At 30.2% G+C, this 21,794-nt stretch carries 21 protein-coding genes; 7 read left to right on the top strand and 14 right to left on the bottom strand.

Annotated elements, in window-relative coordinates; genetic code table 11:
* Positions 1 to 38: 38 nt before the first annotated feature.
* From L8W55_RS05820 to L8W55_RS05805, 4 genes are all read left to right on the top strand, one after another.
* Positions 39 to 584 carry a GNAT family N-acetyltransferase gene (locus L8W55_RS05820; protein ID WP_263677773.1) on the top strand — a complete coding sequence of 182 codons (546 nt, stop codon included), beginning with the start codon at positions 39 to 41 and terminating at the stop codon, positions 582 to 584.
* Positions 585 to 776, top strand: a complete 192-nt coding sequence (locus L8W55_RS05815) for a heavy-metal-associated domain-containing protein (protein ID WP_263677771.1) — start codon at positions 585 to 587, stop codon at positions 774 to 776.
* On the top strand, positions 766 to 2,886 hold the full coding sequence (locus L8W55_RS05810) for a heavy metal translocating P-type ATPase (RefSeq protein ID WP_263677770.1): 2,121 nt from the start codon (positions 766 to 768) through the stop codon (positions 2,884 to 2,886). The genes L8W55_RS05815 and L8W55_RS05810 overlap by 11 nt, the downstream gene beginning before the upstream one ends.
* Before the next feature lie 66 nt (positions 2,887 to 2,952).
* Positions 2,953 to 3,477: a DUF2165 family protein gene (locus L8W55_RS05805; RefSeq protein ID WP_263677769.1), complete on the top strand. Its 525-nt coding sequence runs from the start codon at positions 2,953 to 2,955 to the stop codon at positions 3,475 to 3,477.
* Between the two features lie 31 nt (positions 3,478 to 3,508).
* Here the strand turns inward: L8W55_RS05805 and L8W55_RS05800 are convergent, their stop codons facing one another.
* From L8W55_RS05800 to alaS, 6 genes are all read right to left on the bottom strand, one after another.
* Positions 3,509 to 5,404 carry an NAD(P)/FAD-dependent oxidoreductase gene (locus L8W55_RS05800; protein ID WP_263677768.1) on the bottom strand — a complete coding sequence of 632 codons (1,896 nt, stop codon included), beginning with the start codon at positions 5,402 to 5,404 and terminating at the stop codon, positions 3,509 to 3,511.
* Positions 5,405 to 5,493: 89 nt separating this feature from the next.
* The gene (locus L8W55_RS05795; RefSeq protein ID WP_263677767.1) at positions 5,494 to 6,054 is read right to left on the bottom strand and encodes a sulfite oxidase heme-binding subunit YedZ; all 561 of its coding nucleotides are present in this window, start codon (positions 6,052 to 6,054) and stop codon (positions 5,494 to 5,496) included.
* Positions 6,054 to 6,947, bottom strand: coding sequence for a protein-methionine-sulfoxide reductase catalytic subunit MsrP (msrP, locus tag L8W55_RS05790; RefSeq protein WP_263677766.1), 894 nt, complete (start codon positions 6,945 to 6,947; stop codon positions 6,054 to 6,056). Before msrP ends, L8W55_RS05795 begins: the two co-directional genes overlap by 1 nt.
* Positions 6,948 to 7,031: 84 nt before the next feature.
* On the bottom strand, positions 7,032 to 8,963 hold the full coding sequence (locus L8W55_RS05785) for a PBP1A family penicillin-binding protein (protein WP_263677785.1): 1,932 nt from the start codon (positions 8,961 to 8,963) through the stop codon (positions 7,032 to 7,034).
* Positions 8,963 to 9,505 carry a septum formation inhibitor Maf gene (maf, locus tag L8W55_RS05780; RefSeq protein ID WP_133318684.1) on the bottom strand — a complete coding sequence of 181 codons (543 nt, stop codon included), beginning with the start codon at positions 9,503 to 9,505 and terminating at the stop codon, positions 8,963 to 8,965. Before maf ends, L8W55_RS05785 begins: the two co-directional genes overlap by 1 nt.
* Entirely contained in the window at positions 9,505 to 12,042 is a 2,538-nt protein-coding gene (gene alaS, locus L8W55_RS05775; RefSeq protein ID WP_263677765.1) for an alanine--tRNA ligase, read from the bottom strand. The genes maf and alaS overlap by 1 nt, the downstream gene beginning before the upstream one ends.
* A gap of 107 nt (positions 12,043 to 12,149) precedes the next feature.
* Here alaS and L8W55_RS05770 point away from each other — a divergent pair, with 107 nt between their 5' ends.
* From L8W55_RS05770 to hemH, 3 genes are read left to right on the top strand one after another with little or no spacing between them, the layout of a single operon-like run.
* The gene (locus L8W55_RS05770; RefSeq protein ID WP_263677783.1) at positions 12,150 to 13,226 is read left to right on the top strand and encodes a DegT/DnrJ/EryC1/StrS family aminotransferase; all 1,077 of its coding nucleotides are present in this window, start codon (positions 12,150 to 12,152) and stop codon (positions 13,224 to 13,226) included.
* Positions 13,223 to 14,083: a Gfo/Idh/MocA family protein gene (locus L8W55_RS05765; protein WP_263677764.1), complete on the top strand. Its 861-nt coding sequence runs from the start codon at positions 13,223 to 13,225 to the stop codon at positions 14,081 to 14,083. Before L8W55_RS05770 ends, L8W55_RS05765 begins: the two co-directional genes overlap by 4 nt.
* Positions 14,083 to 14,985 (top strand): ferrochelatase, encoded by a 903-nt coding sequence (gene hemH, locus L8W55_RS05760; RefSeq protein WP_263677763.1) that lies wholly within the window; start codon positions 14,083 to 14,085, stop codon positions 14,983 to 14,985. Before L8W55_RS05765 ends, hemH begins: the two co-directional genes overlap by 1 nt.
* Before the next feature lie 37 nt (positions 14,986 to 15,022).
* On the opposite strand, the gene L8W55_RS05755 is transcribed toward hemH, so the two are convergent.
* The 8 genes from L8W55_RS05755 to L8W55_RS05720 form a co-directional block, all read right to left on the bottom strand.
* Positions 15,023 to 16,825, bottom strand: a complete 1,803-nt coding sequence (locus L8W55_RS05755) for a peptidoglycan D,D-transpeptidase FtsI family protein (RefSeq protein WP_263677762.1) — start codon at positions 16,823 to 16,825, stop codon at positions 15,023 to 15,025.
* A 3-nt stretch (positions 16,826 to 16,828) separates the two neighbouring features.
* Complete coding sequence (gene fliE / locus L8W55_RS05750; protein ID WP_039668591.1) at positions 16,829 to 17,122, bottom strand: flagellar hook-basal body complex protein FliE; 294 nt, start codon at positions 17,120 to 17,122, stop codon at positions 16,829 to 16,831.
* Between the two features lie 3 nt (positions 17,123 to 17,125).
* Complete coding sequence (flgC, locus tag L8W55_RS05745; RefSeq protein WP_133318691.1) at positions 17,126 to 17,620, bottom strand: flagellar basal body rod protein FlgC; 495 nt, start codon at positions 17,618 to 17,620, stop codon at positions 17,126 to 17,128.
* A gap of 10 nt (positions 17,621 to 17,630) precedes the next feature.
* The gene (gene flgB / locus L8W55_RS05740; protein WP_039618716.1) at positions 17,631 to 18,062 is read right to left on the bottom strand and encodes a flagellar basal body rod protein FlgB; all 432 of its coding nucleotides are present in this window, start codon (positions 18,060 to 18,062) and stop codon (positions 17,631 to 17,633) included.
* A 92-nt stretch (positions 18,063 to 18,154) separates the two neighbouring features.
* On the bottom strand, positions 18,155 to 18,796 hold the full coding sequence (aat, locus tag L8W55_RS05735) for a leucyl/phenylalanyl-tRNA--protein transferase (protein WP_263677761.1): 642 nt from the start codon (positions 18,794 to 18,796) through the stop codon (positions 18,155 to 18,157).
* Positions 18,771 to 20,900, bottom strand: coding sequence for an AAA family ATPase (locus L8W55_RS05730; RefSeq protein ID WP_263677760.1), 2,130 nt, complete (start codon positions 20,898 to 20,900; stop codon positions 18,771 to 18,773). Before L8W55_RS05730 ends, aat begins: the two co-directional genes overlap by 26 nt.
* A complete protein-coding gene (locus tag L8W55_RS05725) occupies positions 20,897 to 21,190 on the bottom strand; it encodes an ATP-dependent Clp protease adaptor ClpS (RefSeq protein WP_087684979.1) in 294 nt (97 codons plus the stop codon). The genes L8W55_RS05730 and L8W55_RS05725 overlap by 4 nt, the downstream gene beginning before the upstream one ends.
* Positions 21,174 to 21,791: a thioredoxin domain-containing protein gene (locus tag L8W55_RS05720; RefSeq protein ID WP_263677759.1), complete on the bottom strand. Its 618-nt coding sequence runs from the start codon at positions 21,789 to 21,791 to the stop codon at positions 21,174 to 21,176. The genes L8W55_RS05725 and L8W55_RS05720 overlap by 17 nt, the downstream gene beginning before the upstream one ends.
* Positions 21,792 to 21,794 lie beyond the last annotated feature (3 nt).

The raw sequence follows: 21,794 nt of genomic DNA, 5'->3' as shown, positions 1-21,794 counted from the left end.
ACTAAGAAGTCTAAATTTGATTTTAAAGGAGTAAAAGAGTGATCAGAAAAGCTAGGAGAGATGATGTTAAAAAATGCATACAATTGCTTGCTTTGGCAATGGATCATTTTATATATAAACTTAGTGGTTATAATGATCATCAAAAAGCTATAGAGGTTTTAGAAAATTTCTTCACTCAAGAAAATAATCGTTTAAGCTATGAAAATATATATGTTTATGAAGAAGATAGTGAAATTTTAGGTGCGATTTGTTTTTACGATGGGGCTTTGGCAGATGAGCTAGATAAGCCTTTAAATGAGCATTTAGAATTTTTAGGAATTAATGAAAAAGTTTTAAAAGAATGTGAAAATGAGTTTTACTTGGATAGTATTTGCGTGGATGAAAAAGCAAGAGGAAAAGGCATTGCTAAGAAATTGATTGAATGTGCTTTCAATGAAGCTTTAAAAAATGGTAAAAAGCTTTCATTAATCGTAGAAGATGAAAATATAAATGCAAAAATGCTTTATGAAAAAATGGGCTTTAAATTGATAAAAAATAAAATTTTTCACTCTCATAAATATGAATACAGAGAAAAAGGAGAATAAATGATTATAAAAACTAAAAATATTAATTGTCAAAGTTGTGTAAATTTAATCAAGGCTTCATTGGAAGATAAATTTGGTACTATGCAAATAAATGTTGAAACAAAAAGCATTGAGATTGATTTAAAAGCAGAACAAGTTGAAGAGTTCAAAAAACAATTGCAAGATTTAGGTTTTGAGATAGATGAAGCATGAGTTAAAATTAAAAATAGGCAATATGACTTGTGTTAATTGCTCTAATGCTATAGAAAAAGTTTGTGCAAAAATTGATGGAGTAGAAGATGTAAGTGTTTCTTATGTCAACTCTAGTGGAGTGTTTTTGCTTAAAGATTTATCTTTGGAAGTAAAAATCAAAGAAAAAATCAAAGCTTTGGGTTTTGAGATATTACAAGAAGAGCAAAATTTATACGAGTTTAAACTCAAAGAGCTTAAAAATATGAAAACAAAGCTTATCATGAGTATAATTTTAAGCTCTATTGTGATGTATTTTGAAATGTTTGTTCAAGGAAATATTTCTGCTTTAATTCAAATGTTTTTATCTATGGTAGCGATTTTTTATTGTGGAAAAGGTTTTTTTATCCACGCTCTTAAAGGATTAAGACATAAAAATTTAGATATGAACACTTTGATATCCTTAGGTTCCTTTACTTCTTTTGTATATTCTTTTTTTGTGTATTTTGAGGTATTTAGCAAAGATGGTTATTTATATTTTAGTGGCGGAGCGATGATTATAAGCTTTGTTTTATTGGGTAAATACTTAGAAGAAAAGGCTAAATTTAAATCCTTAGAATATCAAAACAAATTAAAAAACATAGATATTAAAAAAGCTAATATAATCTTAGAAGATGGAAGTATAAAAAGCATACCCAGTGCTTTTGTAAAAGAAAATGATGTGATTTTAGTAAAAGAGGGCGAAAGCGTTGTTGTTGATGGGATGATTATAGCAGGTGAAGCTGAGGTTGATGTGAGTTTTTTAACAGGAGAGTTTTTACCACTTTTAAAAAAGCAAGATGATGAGATTTTAGCAGGAACTGTGTTGATTAATGGAAGCTTAAAGATTAAGGCTAATAAAAAGGCGATTGAAAGTTCATTAGAACAAATCAAAGATCTTGTTTTTAAAGCAGGTAGTGTCAAAACACCTTTAGCAAATTTAGCTAATAAGATTTCAGCTTATTTTGTAGCTTGTATTATTGTTTTATCGCTTTTTGTGTTTGCTTTTTGGTATTTTAAAGAAGGAATTAATGCAGCATTTTTACATGCTTGTGCTACGCTTTTAATCTCTTGTCCTTGCGCTTTGGGCTTAGCAACCCCTATAGCCATAGTTGGTGCTTTAGCAAATGGAGCAAGAAATTTTATCTTAGTGAAAAATCCAGCAGTGCTAGAGAATTTAGCTAGTATAAAACTTGCTATTTTTGATAAAACAGGTACTTTAAGTCAAGATGACTTAAGTGTTTATAAGTATAATCTAACTCAAGAAGATTTTCAAAAACTCACCCAAATTGAAAATTTAAGCTCACACCCAATCGCAAAGGCTTTTACTAAAGAATTGAATGTAAATTTAAATTTGCAAGGAAAATTAAGTGTTTTAGTGGGTAGTGGTTTGCTTTATGAGGAAAATGATGATAAATATTTAATAGGCAATGAAAAATTAATGCTTGAAAATGGTGTTGATATACAAAAAAGCAAGCAATTTTTGCAAGAATTTGAAGATCAAGCACCTATATGTTTGTATTTTGCAAAAAATAATATTTGTCTTGGTGGGGTTTGCCTGAAAAATGAACTTAAAAACGAAGCTAAAGACTTGATAGCAAATTTAAAACAAAAAAGTGTAAAAAGTATTATTTTAAGTGGTGATAATAAAAAAAGTGTTACTAAAATAGCAAATGAGCTTAATATAGATGAATATTATTCTGACTTAAAACCCGAGCAAAAGCTTGATTTTATAAAAGAAAAAATTAAAAAAGAAAAAGTGCTTTTTATAGGAGATGGTATCAATGATGCCCCTGCTTTAAATTTAGCTAGTGCAAGCATAAGTTTTTCCAAAGCAAGTGAGCTTGCTAAAAAAAGTGGAGATTTGATTTTGATAAAAGATGATTTATCTTTAATAGCTTATTGTTTTGAGCTTTCTCAAAAAACTAAAAATATCATCAAACTTAATCTTTTTTGGGCTTTTATTTATAATGCTTTGTGTATTCCTATTGCAGCAGGTTTTGTGCCATTTATAAGTCTTAGTCCGCATTTGGCAGCTTTGGCAATGTGTTTTAGTTCGGTAGCAGTTGTGCTAAATTCTTTAAGATTACGTTAGGTATTTAAGTTTATTTAATATTTTCTATAATATATTAATATAAATTTAACAAAAAGGAGTACTAGAATGAATTGCAATTGCGGTTTTTCTATGATGAATATAGTAAGATATTCTAAAATGATTATTTTGCTTACAGTTGCCTCTTTAGCGGCTATTGTTGTTTTTGGTAATGTAACTGATTACAATTCAAATTTTCAGTTTGTAAAGCATGTTATGAGTATGGATACTAAACCTGATTATTTAGGTAATGCTATTGTTTATAGAGCTATTACAAATCCTACTATTCATCATGTTGCTTATATTTTTATTATCTGTTTTGAAGCTTTTATTATGCTAACTGCTTTAAAAGGTGCTTTGGATATGTTTAATGCAAGAAATTCAGATGCAAAAACTTTTCATGAAGCTAAAAAATTTGGAATTATTGCTTTAACTTGTTGTTGTTTGCTTTGGTTTTTTGGTTTTCAAGTGGTAGCTGCGGAGTGGTTTGGTATGTGGATGAGTAAAACTTGGAATGGCTTGCCTGATGCTACTAGATTAGTAAATTATATGCTTTTAGCTTTAATTTATATTGGTATCAAAAACGATGATTGATTTATCAAACTCCTAAAAAGGAGTTTGATTGTTAAAGTTCGTTAACAGCACGATATGCTTGATCGATTGCTGAATGCATATAAGCTGACCAATCAGAATCTGAATTTGCTATAACGATATTGCCAAAAGGTTTTCTTGCAAGCTCTATAGTTTTTTGTGCTTCTTTGCTATCATCAAAAAGACTGTTTTCTGTATATGAATAGCAGTGTCCCCAACGATTTACAACTATAGCTTTAATGTCTTTTTCATGATTAAATCCAGCTGAACCTAGCATACCTTGGAGTTGATCGCGAATAATTTTCTCATGCTCTTCAAAACTCATAGTGAATAATAAATTTCTGCCTACTCTAGCTCTATCCCTTGCGTCCATTCCATCAAGATCAATCCCTTGGATGTTTGCAAAAGCCAAAGGAGAGCAAACCATGTGAACACAAATAGGCTTTTTAGGATCTCTTGGGTGGTGATATCCTCCCATATCCACAGGATAATCAAGTTTAGTTCTAGCATAAGGCATTTTTGGTGAATAAATTTCATGAACCCCAAGTTTTATAAATGGTTCCCAATTGCTTATAATAACTTTAGTGTGTAAAAGAGAGGTTTTTACATTTTTACTTAAAGCATCTTTTTGATCTTGTGGCATGCTTGGTACTATATATGGAATCATACTATTATAATTTGCCATTACAACTTTTTTAGCTTTTACTCTGTAATTTTTGCCTTTATTAACGTAAGTTACTAAAGCTCCATCTTTTGTATTTTCTACATTTATAACAGTGCTGTTTAATCTTAAACGTACTTTGTTTTTAGCAAGATCAAGTTTAGAATAATCAAAATGAGCCAAGGTAATCTCGTCCATATCTTTGCCTTTTTTAGACACATCAGGAATTAATCTTCTAACCATTAATCTAGCAACAGTAGCATTGCCATCAGCACAGTGATGGATATATGGTTCTTCCATTTCAGCTAAAGCCTCTCCTTCGATTGGATCAAGACCAAGTTTATCAAAACCAGGTAAGAAAGAAACTCTAGCATCTTCACAAGAAACAGCATCAATGCCTAAAGCCAAAAAGTCATCTGTCATACCTTCAAAGAATTTTGCAGCTTGTGGTGAAAGTTTAACTTTTTCTTCTAAGAATTTTTTATAGCTTGTTTTTGCTACATATTCATCTCTTTGCTTTTTATCCATGCCTTTTAAATAGTCTTTTTCGCTTTTAAATAAAGCAATAAGATCTTTTTTATCTTTATCATTAAGTGGAAAATCCCCTATAAAGGCTTCAATGCTTCTTCCATTGCTTTTTTCTTCAGGAATATCATCACAAATTACTTTTCTAGGGTTACCACTTACGACTTTATCTACTCCAAATTCAGCTTTAGAAAAATACACACCCCTGCTAAGTTTTAAATCAGGATAAAAATTTACATCAAAACGTTTAGCAAGTTCATCAATATCCACACCCAAAGATGATAATAAATCTACTACTTCTTTAGAATATAACGCCTTTGGTGATTGAAATGTTTCACTACCACCATAACTTAAAATAGTACCATCTTCTAAATCTATTTCATTTCTTCTAGCATGTCCACCAAAATCATCATGATTATCAAGGATAAGAATTTTTTTATCTTTTCCAAATTTGTTTTGATAAAAACAGGCAGCTGCTAAACCACTAATTCCAGCTCCAACTACAACCAAATCATATTCTTGTTTAGGTTTGATAGCGCTAAAGTCAAATTTTTCACCATCTCTTAGCATATGTGCAAATTCATAACTTGCATTATTACTGCCCCTTAGTCCAAGCCATTTTGGCGGGTAGTATTCTTTAGTGAAATCTTCGATTTTGGCTTCTTTACCATATAATATTTGCAAAGGAGTCATTCCTGCAAGTATAGTTAAAGCCATTCCGTTTAAAAAGTCCCTTCTTTGCATGATTGTCCTTAAAATAAGATATATCAAGTCTTATTTTAAGAGTATATTTATATTTTTATTCTTAAAGTATTTTATAAAAACAAAAATTTTTACAAAAAAGTTACTCTTTTTCTCTTTTTATAATTTTTATATAGTTTAAAAAGCAAAAAAACTACTGCAAGACTTAAAGCCAAAAAATGTGGAATTTGTGGTATTTTTGCAGATAAAAAATAATGCCAAGTTGCTAGTAAAAAGCAAAAATATCCAAGTTTTCTTATTTTACTTAATTTTTTAAAAAGTTTAAATGAGCTTATAAACATAAGTGTGAGTATGAAAAAGCTTACAAAACCACTAAATTCTAAATTTTTACTAAAAGTATCTTTGAAAAAAAGCATTAAATCTAAATTTTTACCAAAAGCAAAATAATTTAAAAAGTGAATCAAAGCCCAAAAAAATGCATAAAAACCTAAAAATTTAGGGTAGTCTTTTGTGTGTTTATACTTTAAAAGTGAAAAAAATAGGCTTAATCCAAAAAAGATTAAGCCAAATATACCACTATAAAAATATACAGATTTTACAATATCAAATTCTTGCATGATTTGATAGATGCTAAAAATAATACTTAAAACAAAGGCTAAAAATCCACCGATATTATAAATTTTTTTGCTCATTAAAAATTAACCTTTAAATCCATATCTTTATACAAATGTGCTACTTCTTTTTCATAGCCATTAAACATTTGCGTAGGCTTAGTGAAAAAATCTCCCAAAGGACGTTCATTTGCTTGAGACCATCTTGGGTGAGAGACATTTGGATTAACATTAGCATAAAATCCATATTCTCTAGGGTTGGCTAGCTCCCATGTGGTTTTAGGTTGTTCTTTAGTAAATTCTATTTTTACAATAGATTTTATACTTTTAAAGCCATACTTCCATGGAACTACGAGGCGAATTGGCGCTCCATTTTGTCCTAATAAAGGCTTTTTATACATTCCTACAGCCATAAACGTTAGTGGGTGCATAGCCTCATCTAATCTTAAGCCCTCTACATAAGGATAATCAAGAGTTGGAAAAAATGAGGCTTGATCAGCAAATTGATTCTTATCAAAAAGAGTGGTAAATTTTATAAATTTAGCCTCACTTTTAACTTTGCATTTTTCTATCAAAGCGCGCAATTCAAAACCAACCCAAGGCACTACCATAGACCAAGTTTCAACACAACGAAATCTATAAATTCTCTCTTCTAAAGGAAAGGCTAATAAATCTTCCATGGTTAAAGTCAAAGGTTCTTCAACTTCCCCGCTAACTTCTATTTTCCAGCCCTTTGTACTGAAATTTTTTGCAAGCTCTACAGCTCTTTTTTTATCAGTAGAAAATTCATAAAAATTAACATAATTAGTTGCAATTTTTTCATCGCTAAGTTTTAATTTTTCATTGTTAGGATCAGGAAAGAAATTTAATGCCATTAATTCAGATTGAACTAAGGCTGAACTAACCAAAGCTCCAGCACCTAGTTTTAAAAAATGACGTCTTTTGTTATACAATTGCTCATTTGTGATATTCATAAAAAATCCTTTATATATTTTGTGATATTAAAACATATAAAGGAAAATGAAAGGATAATTTTTATTATTTTATAAAAAATATTTTTAAAAAATTATCTCATGATTTTCAGAAAGAGCAGGGTTGTTTTTTGGAAATGGGGAGGTGTTAGTGTAATACTCTTTTTGCTTTTCATAAATTCCTTGATAAACCCCTTTTGGAATGATAAATTTTCTAGCGCTATCAGGATAAAGTTCTAAGTATTTTGTTAAAAATTCTTTAAAAACCGGAGCAGCAGTTCTTGCGCCACCTTCTATTTGTTTCATAGGTTTATTATCATCATTACCATACCAAATGATAGCTTCTATTTCAGGAGTTAAGCCACAAAACCACGCATCGATGCTTTTATTTGAAGTGCCTGTTTTTCCAGCTATCTCAATCCCTTCTACTTTAGCATTACGCCCAGTACCTTTTTTAACAACATTTTGCATCATATCATTGACCAAAAAGGCTTGTTCGGGTTCGCTGATTTTTCTTTCTCCAGAATTAAATTCTACTACTATTTTGCCATTTTTATCGATTACTCTTTTAATGAGTATCAAATCTTTTTGCACGCCATAGTTTCCAAATACTGTATAAAGTTTAGCATAATCATAAATAGAAATTCCAAAGCTACCCAAAACTATAGATAAATCAACCGGTATATTTTCAAAGCCCATAAAACTAAGTTTATCATGGATTACATCAAGTCCTAAGGCAAGAGCTAAATTTATAGTGGCTAGATTTCTTGAGCCAGTTAGTGCTTCTTTTAAGCTTATAAGTCCTAGAAATTTTCCGCCGTAATTTTTAGGTTTCCAATCTTTCTCATCTTTTTTGGTACTTTCAAAAATCCTTGAAATATCAGCAATCTTACTCATAGGTGAATAGCCCATGTCAATGGCGATTTGGTACAAAAAAGGCTTAAAAGAGCTTCCAGGCTGTCTTAAGCTTTGAGTGGCACGGTTAAAATTACTTTTTGCATAATTTACCCCACCTACTAAGGCTAAAATGTCTCCATTTTGGTGATTTGCTACTATCATAGCTCCATTAAGTGTACTTAAATTTGCATCTTTGTCTCTTTTAACTATTTCATCATAGCCAAATTTTAAAGCCTCTCTTGCAATATTTTGCACGTCAAGATCGATAGCAAGCTCTATTTTATAGCCACCACTTTTTAAGTCTTTAATCCCGCTTAGTTGTTTTAAAACTTCTTGAGTAACATAAGGGGCTGCATTTTGTGTTAAAGTATCATCATATACTTTTGGAATTTCTTTTAAGGCATTTTCATACTCTTCTTTAGAAATCCAACCAAGATTATACATTCTTTGTACTACGCTGTTTGCTCTAGCTAAAGAAAGATCTAAATGTCTAGTAGGATCATAAGTACTTGGAGCCTTTGGCATACCTACTAAAATGGCAATTTCTTTCAGACTAAGCTCATCTAAATTTTTTCTAAAATATCCAAGTGCAGCGGTTTTTACTCCATAATATCCATGTCCAAAGAAGATGAAATTTAAATATCTTTCTAAAATTTGCTCTTTGGTTAAAGTACTTTCTATCTTATATGCAAGTAAAGCTTCTTTTAGTTTTCTATTTAATGTGCGTTCAGGAGTTAATTCTGTGTTTTTTATGAATTGTTGTGTAAGAGTGGAAGCTCCTTCCATGGTTTTTCCACCGCTTCTTATGATTTTAATGGCTGCTCTAAAAATCGCATCTATATTAACCCCACCATGTTCAAAAAAGCTAGTATCTTCAATAGCCACCAAAGCTTCTATAAGTCTTGGTGGGAGTTCTTCATAAGGGGCATAAAAGCGGTGTTGCTCGAAAACATTGGCAACTAATTTTCCATTTTTATCAAAAATTTGTGTTGTAAGAGGTGGTTTATAATCTTTAAAAGTGTATTGATTTAAATCAGAATCAGAAAACAAATATGCAATAAATATAAAAACTCCAACCGCACACACTATACAAAAAGAAAGAAATATTTTTAAAATTTTTATCATAAAAATGCTTTCAAAAGTTCTATATTAAGCCCTAGTGCTGTACTTTGATGGCCTATGATTTTTTTAATGTATTTTTTATGAAACCCCTCGCACATCACAGCTCCGGCTTTACCTTGATAAAGTTTTGAATCAATGTATTCTTGCATATCTTTTAAATCAAATTTATCCAAAATCAAATCACACTTGCTAAGATTAAAAATCTTTTTATCTTCTAAAACTAAAATCATCGCGCTTAAAACGCTAATGCTTTTGCCACTTTGCAAATTGAGCATATTAAAAGCCTCATTATCGCTTTTAGCTTTAGTAAGAATGATATTTTGAGCGCAAACTATACTATCAGCAAATAAAACATTTTTAAAATCAGGGTATTTTGCAAAAAACTGCCTTTCTTTTTCTAAAACAATTTTCTGCACATAAGAGCTTGGATTGTCTTTTTTTACCAAGCTCTCATCATAATCGATAATAATTTGCTCAAAAGCGATATTTGCTTCTTTTAGCAAAGCAACGCGTGAAGGCGAACTTGAAGCTAGATAAAGCATTAAATAAGACTTTCTTCTATGATTTTTCTAGCATGATCAAGTGCTTGTTCTATTTTACTTGTATCTTTACCACCAGCTGTTGCAAAATCATCCCTACCACCACCGTTTCCACCAAGCATTTGTGCAACTTCTTTTACCAAAGTACCGGCTTTTAACGAAGCGTCTTTAGCGCCTGCTGCGATGATGATTTTGCCTTCTTTTTCTTGTAAAAGTAAAATCACAGCTTTGTTAAATTTGTTTTTAAACTCATCTATCATGGTTTTTATATCGCCACTATCTATTTTTTGCACACAATATTGAATGCCATTTAGTTCTTTAGAGTTTAATTCTGCTTTGTTTGAATTTTTTAATTCATTTTTTAAACTAGCTATTTCATTTTTTAATTTTGCCACATAGCTTAAAATATCATGAGTTTTTAACTCTTCTTTGGCTTGGTTTAGCTCTTTTAAATTTTCATTAACATAATCAAGCGCAGCTTTGCTTACTACTGCTTCTATTCTTCTAACTCCAGCACTAACACCACTTTCTTTGATGATGTAAAAACTTCCTATTTCAGAGCTATTTTTCACATGGGTACCGCCGCAAAGTTCCTTGCTAGCTCCTAGGGTTAAAACTCTTACTTTTTCTTGATATTTTTCACTAAATAAAGCTATTGCACCACTTTTTTTAGCTTCATCTAAAGCTAAAATTTCAATTTTAGCTTCATTTGCTTGCATGATGTAAGTATTTACCAAAGCTTCTATTTGTTTTAGTTCTTCTTTGTTTAGAGCTTTTGGATGAGTAAAATCAAATCTTAATTTATTGTGTTCTACTAAAGAGCCTGCTTGGTTAATGTGTGAGCCAAGAATTTCTCTTAAAGCATGGTGTAATAAATGTGTCGCGCTGTGATGTCTTGCGATTTGTTCTCTTTTTTTAGTATCTATGCAAGCTAACACTTCATCGTTTGTTTTAAGATCTTGTTTTAATTTCACTTGACTAAGATTAATATCAAAGAATTTTTGTGTATCTAAAACCTCATTTTCATTGATAAAACCTATATCAGCGCTTTGCCCTCCACTTGTTGCGTAAAATGGAGTTTTTTCAAGCATTAACCATGCTATATATCCTGCCTTAGCTTCGGTTATGATTTTAAAATTTTCATCTAAAATGGCCATGATTTTAGTTTTTTCTTCATAATTTTCATAACCACTAAAAGTATTTTTACCAAATTTTTCTAATAAAACTTTAAAGTCCCCGCTAATTGCTTTATCCCCACTTCCTTTCCAAGAGGCTTTGGCTCTATCTTTTTGTTCTTGCATAAGCTCATTAAATTTAGCCTCATCTACACTAAGATTTTTTTCTCTTAGCATATCTTGGGTTAAATCAAGCGGAAAACCATAAGTATCATAAAGTTTAAAAGCTACTTCACCGCTAAAAATATCTTTAGTTTTTTTAAGTTCTTCATTGAAAATTTCAATACCATTTTCGATAGTGCTTAAAAATCTTTCTTCTTCTAGTTTAATCTGTTCTTTGATAAATTCTTTTTTTTCATTTAAGTAAGTATAATGCCCACCCATTAACTCACACACTACATCTACAAGCTCATACATAAAAGCTCTTTTAAGACCTAATAAATATCCATGTCTTAAGGCGCGGCGCATAATTCTTCTTAAAACATAGCCCCTACCTTCTTTATCAAAGCCAACTCCTTGAGCAAGTAAAAATACACTTGATCTAATATGATCAGCGATTACTCTATAGCTAGCCCCACTTTCATAGGTATAAGTTTTGCCACAAAGTTTAGCAATACTCTCAATAATAGGCATAAACAAAGAACTATCAAAATTACTAAATTTTCCTTCTTTTATAGCGCTAACTCTTTCAAGTCCCATACCTGTATCAATACTAGGTTTTGGTAATGGAGTAAGCGTGCCATCAGCACTTCTTTCATACTGCATGAAAACTAGGTTCCAAATTTCTAAGAACCTATCTCCATCACCACCCATATAATCTTCACTAGAATTAAAATGTTCAGCACCTTGATCATAAAAAATTTCACTACAAGGCCCGCATGGTCCAGTATCGCCCATTTGCCAAAAATTATCTTTATCGCCAAATTTATAAATTCTTTCTTTTTCTATATGTTTTTGCCAAAGCTCATATGCCTCATCATCGCTTTCATGTACAGTTACATATAATCTTTCTTTAGGTAGTTTTAAAACCTCAGTTACAAATTCCCAAGCATAAGCAATGGCTTGTTCTTTAAAATAATCTCCAAAACTAAAATTCCCAAGCATTTCAAAAAAAGTGTGATGTCTTGCTGTGTAGCCTACATTGTCTAAATCATTATGTTTTCCACCAGCTCTTATACAAGTTTGACAGCTTGTTTTACGCGGAGGATTAGGACGTGGTACTTCTCCGGTAAATATACTTTTAAAAGGCACCATACCTGCATTAGTAAAAAGTAAAGTCGCATCATCAGGAACTAAAGGGCTTGAAGGAGTAATTTCATGTCCTTTTGACTTAAAAAATTCTAAATATTCTTTTCTTATATCCATAGATTTTCCTAGCTAGTTTTTTGCTTAAAATAATACCAAAAATACTTTAAATTAAGTAAAACTATCTTATAATCACGATTTTAATTTACAAGGTTAATACAATGAAAATTCCTTTTATAGACTTAAATGCTCAATATAATGCTTATAAAAATGAAATCGATGAGGCTATTAGTGAAGTTTTACAAAGCAGCTCTTTTATAGGTGGTGCAAAATTAGAAGAATTTGAAAATAATTTAGCTAAATATGTAGGTGTTAAACATGCAATAGGCTGTTCAAGTGGCACAAGTGCGTTATTTTTAGCTTTGATGGCTTTGGGTGTGGGTAAAAATGATGAGGTAATAGTACCAAGTTTTACCTTTATAGCTACAGCTGAAATGGTTGCTCTAATCGGCGCTAAGCCTGTTTTTGTAGATATTGATTTTAAAGATTATAATCTTAGTTTAGAAAAAGTTCAAAGTGCTATCACGCCTAGAACTAAAGCTGTAATTGCTGTGAGTATTTTTGGGCTTATGCCCGATATATTTGCTTTAAAAGAACTTTGCAAAAGTCAAAACATCGCTTTGATAGAAGATAGCGCACAAAGTTTTGGAGCTAGTCAAAAAGGTATAAAATCATGTGCTATAGCTGATATATCTTGTACAAGCTTTTTCCCGTCTAAGCCTTTAGGTGCTTATGGAGATGGTGGGGCGATTTTTACCCAAGATGATGAATTAGCACAAAAAATAAAAATTTATTTAAACCATGGACAAGTGCAAAGATATAAGCATAAATACATCGGTATTAATGGAAGGCTTGATACCATCCAAGCAGCCATTTTAAATGTGAAATTAAAATATTTAGATGAAGAGATTAAAAAAAGAGAAGCAATAGCAAAAGTTTATGATGAAAATTTAAAAAATTGTATTTTACCGCCAAGGAAAGATGGTTTTGTGAGTGCCCAGGCTCAATATAGCGTGCGTGTAAAAAATAGAGAAAATTTCATGCAAAAATTACAAGAGCAAGGCATACCTACTGCCGTGCATTATCCTTTAGGGCTTCATTTGCAAGAAGCTTTTGATTATCTTGCTTATAAAAATGGTGATTTACCAAATACAGAGCTTTTAAGTGATGAAATTTTATCTTTACCTATGAGTGCATTTTTAAAAGAAGAGCACCAAGCTAGAGTGATTGAGGCTTTTAAATGAAAATAGGGCTTATAGGCCTTGGTAAAATGGGTAAAAACCATTTAAGAGAACTTGAGCGTAATTTAAAAGTAAAAGAAATTCATCTTTATGATCCTTTTTGTAAAGATGAATTTAAACATTTTTTGTATAAAAATTTTGATGATTTTTTAGCGCAAAATCTTGATGGTGTTATCATTGCTACGCCTACTCATACGCATTTAGACATAGCTTTGAAAGTTTTTCCTAAAATAAAAAATGTTTTGATAGAAAAACCTTTGGCATTAAATGTTGATGAAATTTTAATTTTAGAGCAAAAAGCTAGGGAAAATAAAGTCAGAGTAGGGGTGGGCTTTTGCGAGAGATTTAATCCGGCTGTTTTAACTTTAAAAGAAAAACTTTTAGAAGATGAGATTGTAAGTATTAATATACAAAGAATTTCTCCTTATCCACAAAGAATAAACGATGTAGGTGTTTTAAGTGATCTTAGTGTGCATGATATTGATTTAGTTAGATTTTTAAGTCAAGAGCAAATTTTAAAAGCAAATATTTATAAAAGCTTTCATCATGATAAATTTGAAGATGAGGTAATGATAAGCTTAAAATTAGAAAATATTTTAGCAAGCATTCATGATAGCTGGAATGGACAATGCATTATAAGAAAAAACACACTTTTAGGTAAAAAACATACTTATGAAATTGATCTTAAAAATTTTGAACTTTTTATCAATATGCAAAAAATTCCAAATTTATATGAAAACTCTCCTTTATATGCTGAACATGAAGACTTTTTTGAGCTTTTGCAAAATGGAGTTTGTGAAAATTTAGCTAGTATTGAAGATGCTTTGAGGGTGCAAGAAATTTTAGAAGGTGTTAAATAGTGAAATATGTATTTTTTTTAAATATGGGTGGGGTTAATAAACTTGATGAATGTGAAGTTTTTTTAAAAAATATGTTTAATGATCCTTATATTTTAGGGATAAAAAATGTTTTTTTAAGAAAATTTACAGCCTTTATGATAAGAAAATCAAGACTAAAAGCTATGAAGCAAAACTATGAAAAAATGGGTGGGAAGTCCCCGCTTACCCAAATCACACAAAGTTTATGTGATAGATTAAATTCCAAAACTAGAGAATATAACTTTGATTTTATTAGTCTTTATGTGCCACCCTTTGCAAATGATGTTTTTTCAAAATATGATTTTCAAAAAAATGATGAAATCATTTTGTTTCCTTTATATCCTCATCATTCTAAAACCACTGTAACTAGTTCTTTAGAAGTGGTGCAAAATGAGCTAAGAAATATCCAAAATCAAGCTAATGTAAAAATCATTGATGTTTTTTATAAAGATGAACTTTATAATGAAATGATTATAAAGCATATTTTAGAAAAAAAGAAAGAATGTGATTATAAAACTTTGATTTTTTCTGCCCATTCTTTACCGCTTTCGGTGATTAAAAAAGGTGATTTGTATGAAAAACATGTGCAAGAGCACGTGGGTATCTTAAAAGAAAAACTTAAAAATGAATTTGATCAAATCATTTTATCCTATCAATCAAAACTAGGTCCAGTGAAATGGCTTGAACCTAATACAAGTGATATTTTAGCAAATTTAGATCAAAAAGCTTTGATTTATCCTATATCTTTTTGTATAGATTGTTCTGAAACGATTTTTGAACTTGGAGTTGAGTATAGACACTTAGCAAAAAGTGATTATGAGCTTATTGCTTGCCCTAATGATAGCGATGAGTTTATAGAGTTTATTTTAAATTGTTTAGTTTAGAGTCAAATAAAACTCTAAATTTTAAAGTTAGTTTGGATTAGTTTTTTATCATTTTGTTTTCTATAGGTTTTAAATAACTTTCTTTTATCATAAGATTTACTGTATCTTTAAACATAGGTAAAGCACTTTGTGCAGCATAATAACTATAGGCCTTGGTAGGATTTCTTACCAAAACTCCTATGGTATAATTGTTTTTCTCATCATTTGCAAAGCCAAAAAATGAAGCATTATAGCGATTTGAAGTATAGCCTTTTCTTTCAGCAATCCTAGCTGTACCTGTTTTACCACCTATGATGATGCCTTGAGTTTGCGCTTTTTTACCAGTTCCTTTTTCTATAACATTGATTAAAATTTGTTGCATTTCTTTAGCAGCTTTACTTGAAAGAATTTTTTCTTTTTTAACTTCATCATCAAGTTTTATTAAACGTCCATCTTGGTAAATTTTATTTGCAAGTTGTGGAGTGATATAAATTCCATCATTATTAAATACATTATAAGCAGCTAAAAGTTGTATGAAAGTTGTTTTCAAGCCATATCCATAGCTTAATACAGATTTTTCTACCTCTCTTAATCTTTTTGGATTTGGTATTTCTCCTTTTTGTTCATAAGGAAGATCAATACCGCTTCTTTCTCCAAAACGAAAAATTCTAAGTCCTGAGATAATTTCAAGATTGCTTAATCTTTGAGCGATTTTAATCATACCAACATTTGAAGAGTAGGTGATAACTTCTTCCATGCTCATTTTATCTTTTCTATGATCATCGCGTATGGTAAAACGACCAAGTTTGTATTGTCCACCTTGAGTGTCAATGATTTCATCAACTTTGATTTTATCAAGCATTAAAGCGGTGGTAAATATAAAAGGCTTTATAACAGAGCCTGCTTCATAGCCATATTCTATCGCACTTGCATTAAGTACAGAAAGATCTTTTCCACGATTTTGTGGATCATATCTTCTTGAGCTAGCAAGGGCTAAAATTTTTCCACTTTTACTTTCCATAATTGCAACTATAATTTCATTAGCTTTTAAATCTTCATTTCTTTTATCAATAGCTTTTTCTAAGCCCTTTTGAAGTTTTAGTGAAATATTTAAGTATAGATTACAACCATCTATTTTACGCTTTTCATAAGAGTGTAAATTTAAGATAATATTGCCACCTATATCTCTTAAACCTTGGATTTTTGCATTTTGTAAAGGGCTTAAGCATTCATTGTAATATTTTTCTAAGCCTTTTATGCCGACATTTTTAAAAATTTCACTTTTTTCATCCATATAAGTTCTTGTATAACCTATGATAGGAGTAAGAGAGTCTTTTGGCATATATACACGATCTTCTTTGTGTTCTATGATATCAAGTCCTCTTGTTTCAACCCTGCCATTGCTATTTGTAAAAGATTTAAAAAAACCTTGGGTATAAAGTTTTTTGGCTAATTCTTTTAAATAACTCGCGTCTTTTGAATTAATATCTTGGAGTAAAATAAAATTATAACTTCTTTTTTTCTTTACAAGCATTCTTTTTTTGATATCTTGCATTTGTTCATCACTTGCGCCACTATAAATTTGAAAAAGCGTTAAAAATAACTCTTTTTTATCAGGATTTAAACTTCTTAGATCAATCTCTGCTCTATAAATTTGCCTACTAGAAGTTACTGTAAAATTATCGCTTGTGATGATATTACCTCTAAGAGCGGAAAAATATTGTTCTTTTTGAGTATTTGGTATATGGCGTTTTGAGGTTAGAAAAAAAGTAGAAAGTAAAAACAAGGCCATAAAAAACAGAGCCATACAAAAAGCAAAAGCTACCTTTGAAACTCTATTTCTAATGGTGTTTGAAAGCATATATTAAATTTGAGTTCTTGAAATTTCTTTATATGCGTTTATAGCCTTATTTCTAACTTCAAGCATAAATTTCATACTTGATTCAGCTTTGCTAATAGCTATTGCTGCTTGGTGTAAGTCTTTTACTTCGCCTGTTGCGATGTCTACCATAGCAGCTTCAGCTGTTTCTTGGGTTTTATTAAGGTTATTAATAGAATTTTTTAATAAGCTAGAAAATTCATCGCCTATGTTATTTGAGTTGTTATTATTTTTATTGTTAACATTGTTAAATTGATTTATACCATTAATAGTGTTCATTTATTAACCTCTTAGTAAATCTATCGCACTTTGTGCTATAGTTTTAGTGCTTGTAAAAGCACTTACATTTGCTTGGTAAGCTCTTGTTGCTTCTATTAAATCGGCCATTTCAATGACTGGGTTTATATTTGGATAAGCAACATAGCCTTGTTCGTTCGCATCAGGATGAGATGGATCAAATTTCATACGAAAATCCTTATCATCTCTTACAACCTTATCAACTACTACGCTCATTATAGCAGGTTTTGCATCTTTTTGTGAAGCTGGGTCGTTTAAAGGATTTTCATATTCTAAAAAATTATTATCTTTAGCGATTTGTTTATTTAGTAATTCATTAAAATCAGTCGCTTTAAAAATCACTTCTCTTCTTCTATATGGACCGCCTTCTGCTGTTCTAGTAGTGTTTGCATTAGCTATGTTTGAGCTAATTACATTCATTCTAAAGCGTTGCGCGCTAAGCCCGTATCCGCTAATATCAAAATCACTTAAATAAGCCATTATTTTTCTCCTAGCCTAATTTAGAGCTTGTGTCTATGATGGTTGAAAAAATATTACTTTGTCTTCTTAAAACGCCATCTAAAGCAGTAATCATCATAGTATTTTTACTCATTTCAGTAGTTTCTACATCAAGATCTACTGTATTTGCGTCATTTCTTGCCAAATGTCCATCTCTTAAATAAATGGTTGATTTATTAGGATCTGGAAATTTCCAAGGTTTTTGATGATTTGCATTTGTACTTGCTAATTCAAGCTCTTTGGTATCTTTCTTTTTAAAAATTTCATTTGCTCTATTAACTAAAGCAGTTTCAAATTCTATATCTCTTGCTTTATAAAAAGGAGTATCAACATTTGCAAGGTTAGAATTAATCATTTGACTTCTTAGGTTTCTTCCTGCTAAAGCATCAACAATAAGTTCTTTTGATTTAAAAGGGCTTATCATAATTTTTCCTTTAAAATAAAGCTTTTATAGACTAAAAGCAAAAATCATTCCAAAATATTTATGCAATTTTGTTTATATATAAGTATATCTTTTTATAGTAAATTTTTGAAATTTTTAAAGCCACTTTCAAGCGAAACTTTTTTTTCTAGTGTTTTTAAAAAATCTTTTTTTGTCATTTCTTTAGCACCCATAAATTTTAAATGCTCATTAGGCACTTGACAATCTATTAAAAAATCATATGGTTTTAAAAGCTCACAAAGTCTTATTAGGGCTACTTTTGAGGCATCTTTTTTAAGGCTTATCATGCTTTCGCCAAAAAATATTTTGCCTATGATAAGTCCATATAAACCGCCGATTAAAACATCATTTTCATAAACTTCGACACTATGAGCTAAATTTTGCTCAAAAAGCTTTGTATAAACTTGTATAAATTCTTGACTTATCCAAGTTTTTTTTCTTTTTGCGCAATGACTTATAAGCGAGTTAAAATCAAAATCAAGTCTTATTTCATAAGTTTTTAAAGCTTTTTTTATACTTTTTTGTATGCGCACTTCATCAGGTAAAAGTACCATTCTAGGAGAAGGGCACCACCAAGTAACAGGATTGCTAGTCCATGGAAAAAGCCCTAAGCTATAAGCATGATGTATAAAGTCTACCTCTAGTTTTTCGCTAACAAAAACAGGCGCATCATCAGGGCTTTTTAAAAGTTTAGAATACAAATTCGATTTTTTCATTTTTGGAAAGTTTGAGTTTTAATTTACCACCATTTTTTAATTTTCCAAATAAAATCTCATCGCTTAATCTCTCTCCTAATTCTTCAGCAATAATGCGTTTTAATAATCTTACTCCAAATTCTTTATTATTGGTTTTTTTAGCAAGAAATTCTTTTACTTTTTTATCAGCTTCTATGGTGATATTATTTAAATTTTTTGCCATTAAATCTAGCTCTTTTTGAACGATTTGTTCTAAAATTTCTTGATTTAAGTCATTAAAATGAATGATTTTATCTATACGGTTGATAAACTCAGGCGCAAAAAAATCTTTTATGGCTTTATTGCTTTTTTCTTTGTCATTACTTAAAAAACCAAGCTCATTACTTTCTTTTAGACCTAAATTGGAAGTCATAATGATAATAGTATTTTTAAAATCAGCTTTTAATCCACTATTATCTGTCAAGCTTGCATTATCAAAAATTTGTAAAAAGGTATTAGTTAAATCAGGATGAGCTTTTTCTATCTCATCAAATAAAACCACACTAAAAGGATTTTTTCTAATACTATTGCTAAGCAAGCCACCATCTTCATAGCCTACATAACCTGCTGAAGTTCCTATGAGTTTGCTCACATCGTGTTTTTGTGAGTATTCACTCATGTCAAATCTTTCAAGATTAAGATTTAAAATTTGTGCTAAATTTTTAGCAAGTTCGGTTTTACCAACCCCGCTTGATCCGGTAAATAAAAATACACCTTTTGGGGTATTTTTACCTTTTAATCCCGCATAGCTTTGTTTTAAAATAGAACACAAAGCTTTAATAGCTTCATCTTGTCCAAAGATGTTTTGTTTTAAATCATGCTCTAAGTTCTTAAGAATTTTACCTTGATCGCTTTCATAAATTTTATGAGAATGTGTCATCCTTGCTAAAGTATTTTCTAAGTCTTTTATTTTTACTATTTTTTTACTTTTTTTATCTTCTAAAGCAAAGCTTGCACCAAGTTCATCGATTAAATCAATCGCGCTATCGGGTAAAAATTTATCATGTAAAAATTGTTTTGCTAGTTTTATACTTGTTTGTAAAATTTCATCGCTGATTTTGATTTTGTGAAAATTTTCGTATTTGCTTTTTAAGCCTTGTAAGATCAAAAAACACTCTTCTTCGCTTGGTTCATCTATGTCAATTTTTGCAAATCTTCTACTTAGAGCTTTGTTTTTATCAAAAGTATTTTTGTATTCTATAAAAGTAGTTGCACCTATGCATTTGATATTGCCATTACTTAATGCAGGTTTTAATAAATTTGACATATCTGCATGACTTTCATTGCTTGCACCAGTTCCTACTATGGTGTGAATTTCATCTATAAATAAAATAGCATTAGGGATATTTTCTAATTCTTTAATGATATCTTTTAGTCTTTTTTCAAAATCACCTCTGTATTTTGTCCCTGAAAGCAAGCTCGCCATATCAAGACTATAAATTTTTGAGTTTTTTAAATGTTTTGGTACTTTTTCTTCAGCTATAGCTAGTGCTAACCCATCTATAACAGCGCTTTTACCAACGCCTGGCTCACCAACTAAAATAGGATTATTTTTCTTGCGACGGCTTAGAATTTGCATCATTCTTTCAAGTTCAAATTTCCTACCTATAACAGGATCTATTTTGCCTTTTTTTGCAAGCTCAACTAGCTCTATGGTATGGGTTTTTAAATTTTCAAATTCAGCATTTTGTAACAATTCTTTTATTTTTTCTTCTTCAATTAGGTGTTTTTTTAAAATATTACAAGAATAAGCTTTTTCTTCTTTACAAAGTGCGATGATAAAATCAATCACACTTGTTTGATTTTTTGCATTTAGCTTGTGTAGTATATTTTCCAAGATCACAGAAAAAATAGGTTCTATTTCTTTTTTTAAAATTTCGTTATTTTTAGCTAAGTAGTTTTTTAACTCATTTTCAAAGCCTTGTAAATCACCATCTCCGATTTCTTCAAGTAGATTTTTAAAATCATTGCTAAGCTTAACTAAAGCAAAAAGTAAATGTTCGCAAGTGATAAATTCATGATGATTGATAAAGCTTAAATGTCTTGCATTTGGTATAAATGAGTCAATTAATTCTTTATATTTCATTGTTCTTCTATCCTTGTTTGGAGTGGAAAATCATTGTTTTTTGCTGCTGTGTCAACTTGCTGTTTTTTACTAAGTGCAATCTCTTCTGTATATATACCACAAACTCCACTTCCTTGATGATGAATTTCAAGCATAATTGCACTTGCTTTTTCAAAATCATGATGAAAAATATTCATTAAAATTTCAATTACAAAATCCATAGTGGTAACATCATCGTTTAAAAGCAAAACCTTAAACATTTTAGGTTCTGCTAATTTTTGTTGTTCTAAAATTTCACTTTTTAGACTCATTTAATATCCTATTGATATCTTCTTGCATAGTTTCGGTAGAAACTTTTCCAAGATAATATTTCACATAACTTTTTGAGTTTTTATTCCAAAAGTCTGTTAAATCTTGATAAACACCATCTTTTAAAACTACTTTAAAAGGAAGTTGCTCCATGCTTTGATAATTAATATCTTTTAAAGCTTGTGCGACAATTCTATCATTTTCTTTAGAATTGCTCAAAAAATAATATGCCCCATATTTAATGGCAAAATCTTTTACGGCTTGATCACTTACATTTTCAAAATGACTAAGCCCTATGATGATAAAATTATCGGTATTTTTTTGCCATAAGCTTGTCAGATGAGCAGCTTCTTCTTGGCAAGGTGTGCAAAAGGTTCCAAAAAAATCAAACATTAAAATTTTATTCTCTTCGCCTTTTACCATAAAACCATTTTGTGTTCTTACTAAGGTTTTTTCACCACCATTGACACTTTTTAAAAGAATTTCATCACCCATTTTATACTCAGCAAATGCAAATTCATTTTCGATTTTTTCTTCGCTTGAGCAAGCACTTATTAAAAATGCAAAAGCAAATGTAAAAAATAAATAAGCAAATTTTTTCATCAA

Source organism: Campylobacter sp. FU_520, from assembly GCF_025772385.1.
Classification (GTDB): Bacteria; Campylobacterota; Campylobacteria; order Campylobacterales; family Campylobacteraceae; genus Campylobacter_D; species Campylobacter_D lari_C.
The sequence above is the reverse complement of the archived record's forward strand: the minus strand, read 5'-3'. Positions and strand labels throughout refer to the sequence as shown.

Coding starts and splice junctions, on each gene's coding strand:
- L8W55_RS05805 (WP_263677769.1), top strand. CDS start 2,953: ATGAATTGCAATTGCGGTTTTTCTATGATGAATATAGTAAGATATTCT.
- L8W55_RS05800 (WP_263677768.1), bottom strand. CDS start 5,404: ATGCAAAGAAGGGACTTTTTAAACGGAATGGCTTTAACTATACTTGCA.
- fliE (WP_039668591.1), bottom strand. CDS start 17,122: ATGAACACTATTAATGGTATAAATCAATTTAACAATGTTAACAATAAA.
- L8W55_RS05720 (WP_263677759.1), bottom strand. CDS start 21,791: ATGAAAAAATTTGCTTATTTATTTTTTACATTTGCTTTTGCATTTTTA.
- L8W55_RS05725 (WP_087684979.1), bottom strand. CDS start 21,190: ATGAGTCTAAAAAGTGAAATTTTAGAACAACAAAAATTAGCAGAACCT.
- L8W55_RS05730 (WP_263677760.1), bottom strand. CDS start 20,900: ATGAAATATAAAGAATTAATTGACTCATTTATACCAAATGCAAGACAT.
- L8W55_RS05810 (WP_263677770.1), top strand. CDS start 766: ATGAAGCATGAGTTAAAATTAAAAATAGGCAATATGACTTGTGTTAAT.
- L8W55_RS05815 (WP_263677771.1), top strand. CDS start 585: ATGATTATAAAAACTAAAAATATTAATTGTCAAAGTTGTGTAAATTTA.
- L8W55_RS05765 (WP_263677764.1), top strand. CDS start 13,223: ATGAAAATAGGGCTTATAGGCCTTGGTAAAATGGGTAAAAACCATTTA.
- flgB (WP_039618716.1), bottom strand. CDS start 18,062: ATGATAAGCCCTTTTAAATCAAAAGAACTTATTGTTGATGCTTTAGCA.
- maf (WP_133318684.1), bottom strand. CDS start 9,505: ATGCTTTATCTAGCTTCAAGTTCGCCTTCACGCGTTGCTTTGCTAAAA.
- L8W55_RS05795 (WP_263677767.1), bottom strand. CDS start 6,054: ATGAGCAAAAAAATTTATAATATCGGTGGATTTTTAGCCTTTGTTTTA.
- msrP (WP_263677766.1), bottom strand. CDS start 6,947: ATGAATATCACAAATGAGCAATTGTATAACAAAAGACGTCATTTTTTA.
- aat (WP_263677761.1), bottom strand. CDS start 18,796: ATGAAAAAATCGAATTTGTATTCTAAACTTTTAAAAAGCCCTGATGAT.
- L8W55_RS05755 (WP_263677762.1), bottom strand. CDS start 16,825: ATGCTTTCAAACACCATTAGAAATAGAGTTTCAAAGGTAGCTTTTGCT.
- flgC (WP_133318691.1), bottom strand. CDS start 17,620: ATGGCTTATTTAAGTGATTTTGATATTAGCGGATACGGGCTTAGCGCG.
- alaS (WP_263677765.1), bottom strand. CDS start 12,042: ATGGATATAAGAAAAGAATATTTAGAATTTTTTAAGTCAAAAGGACAT.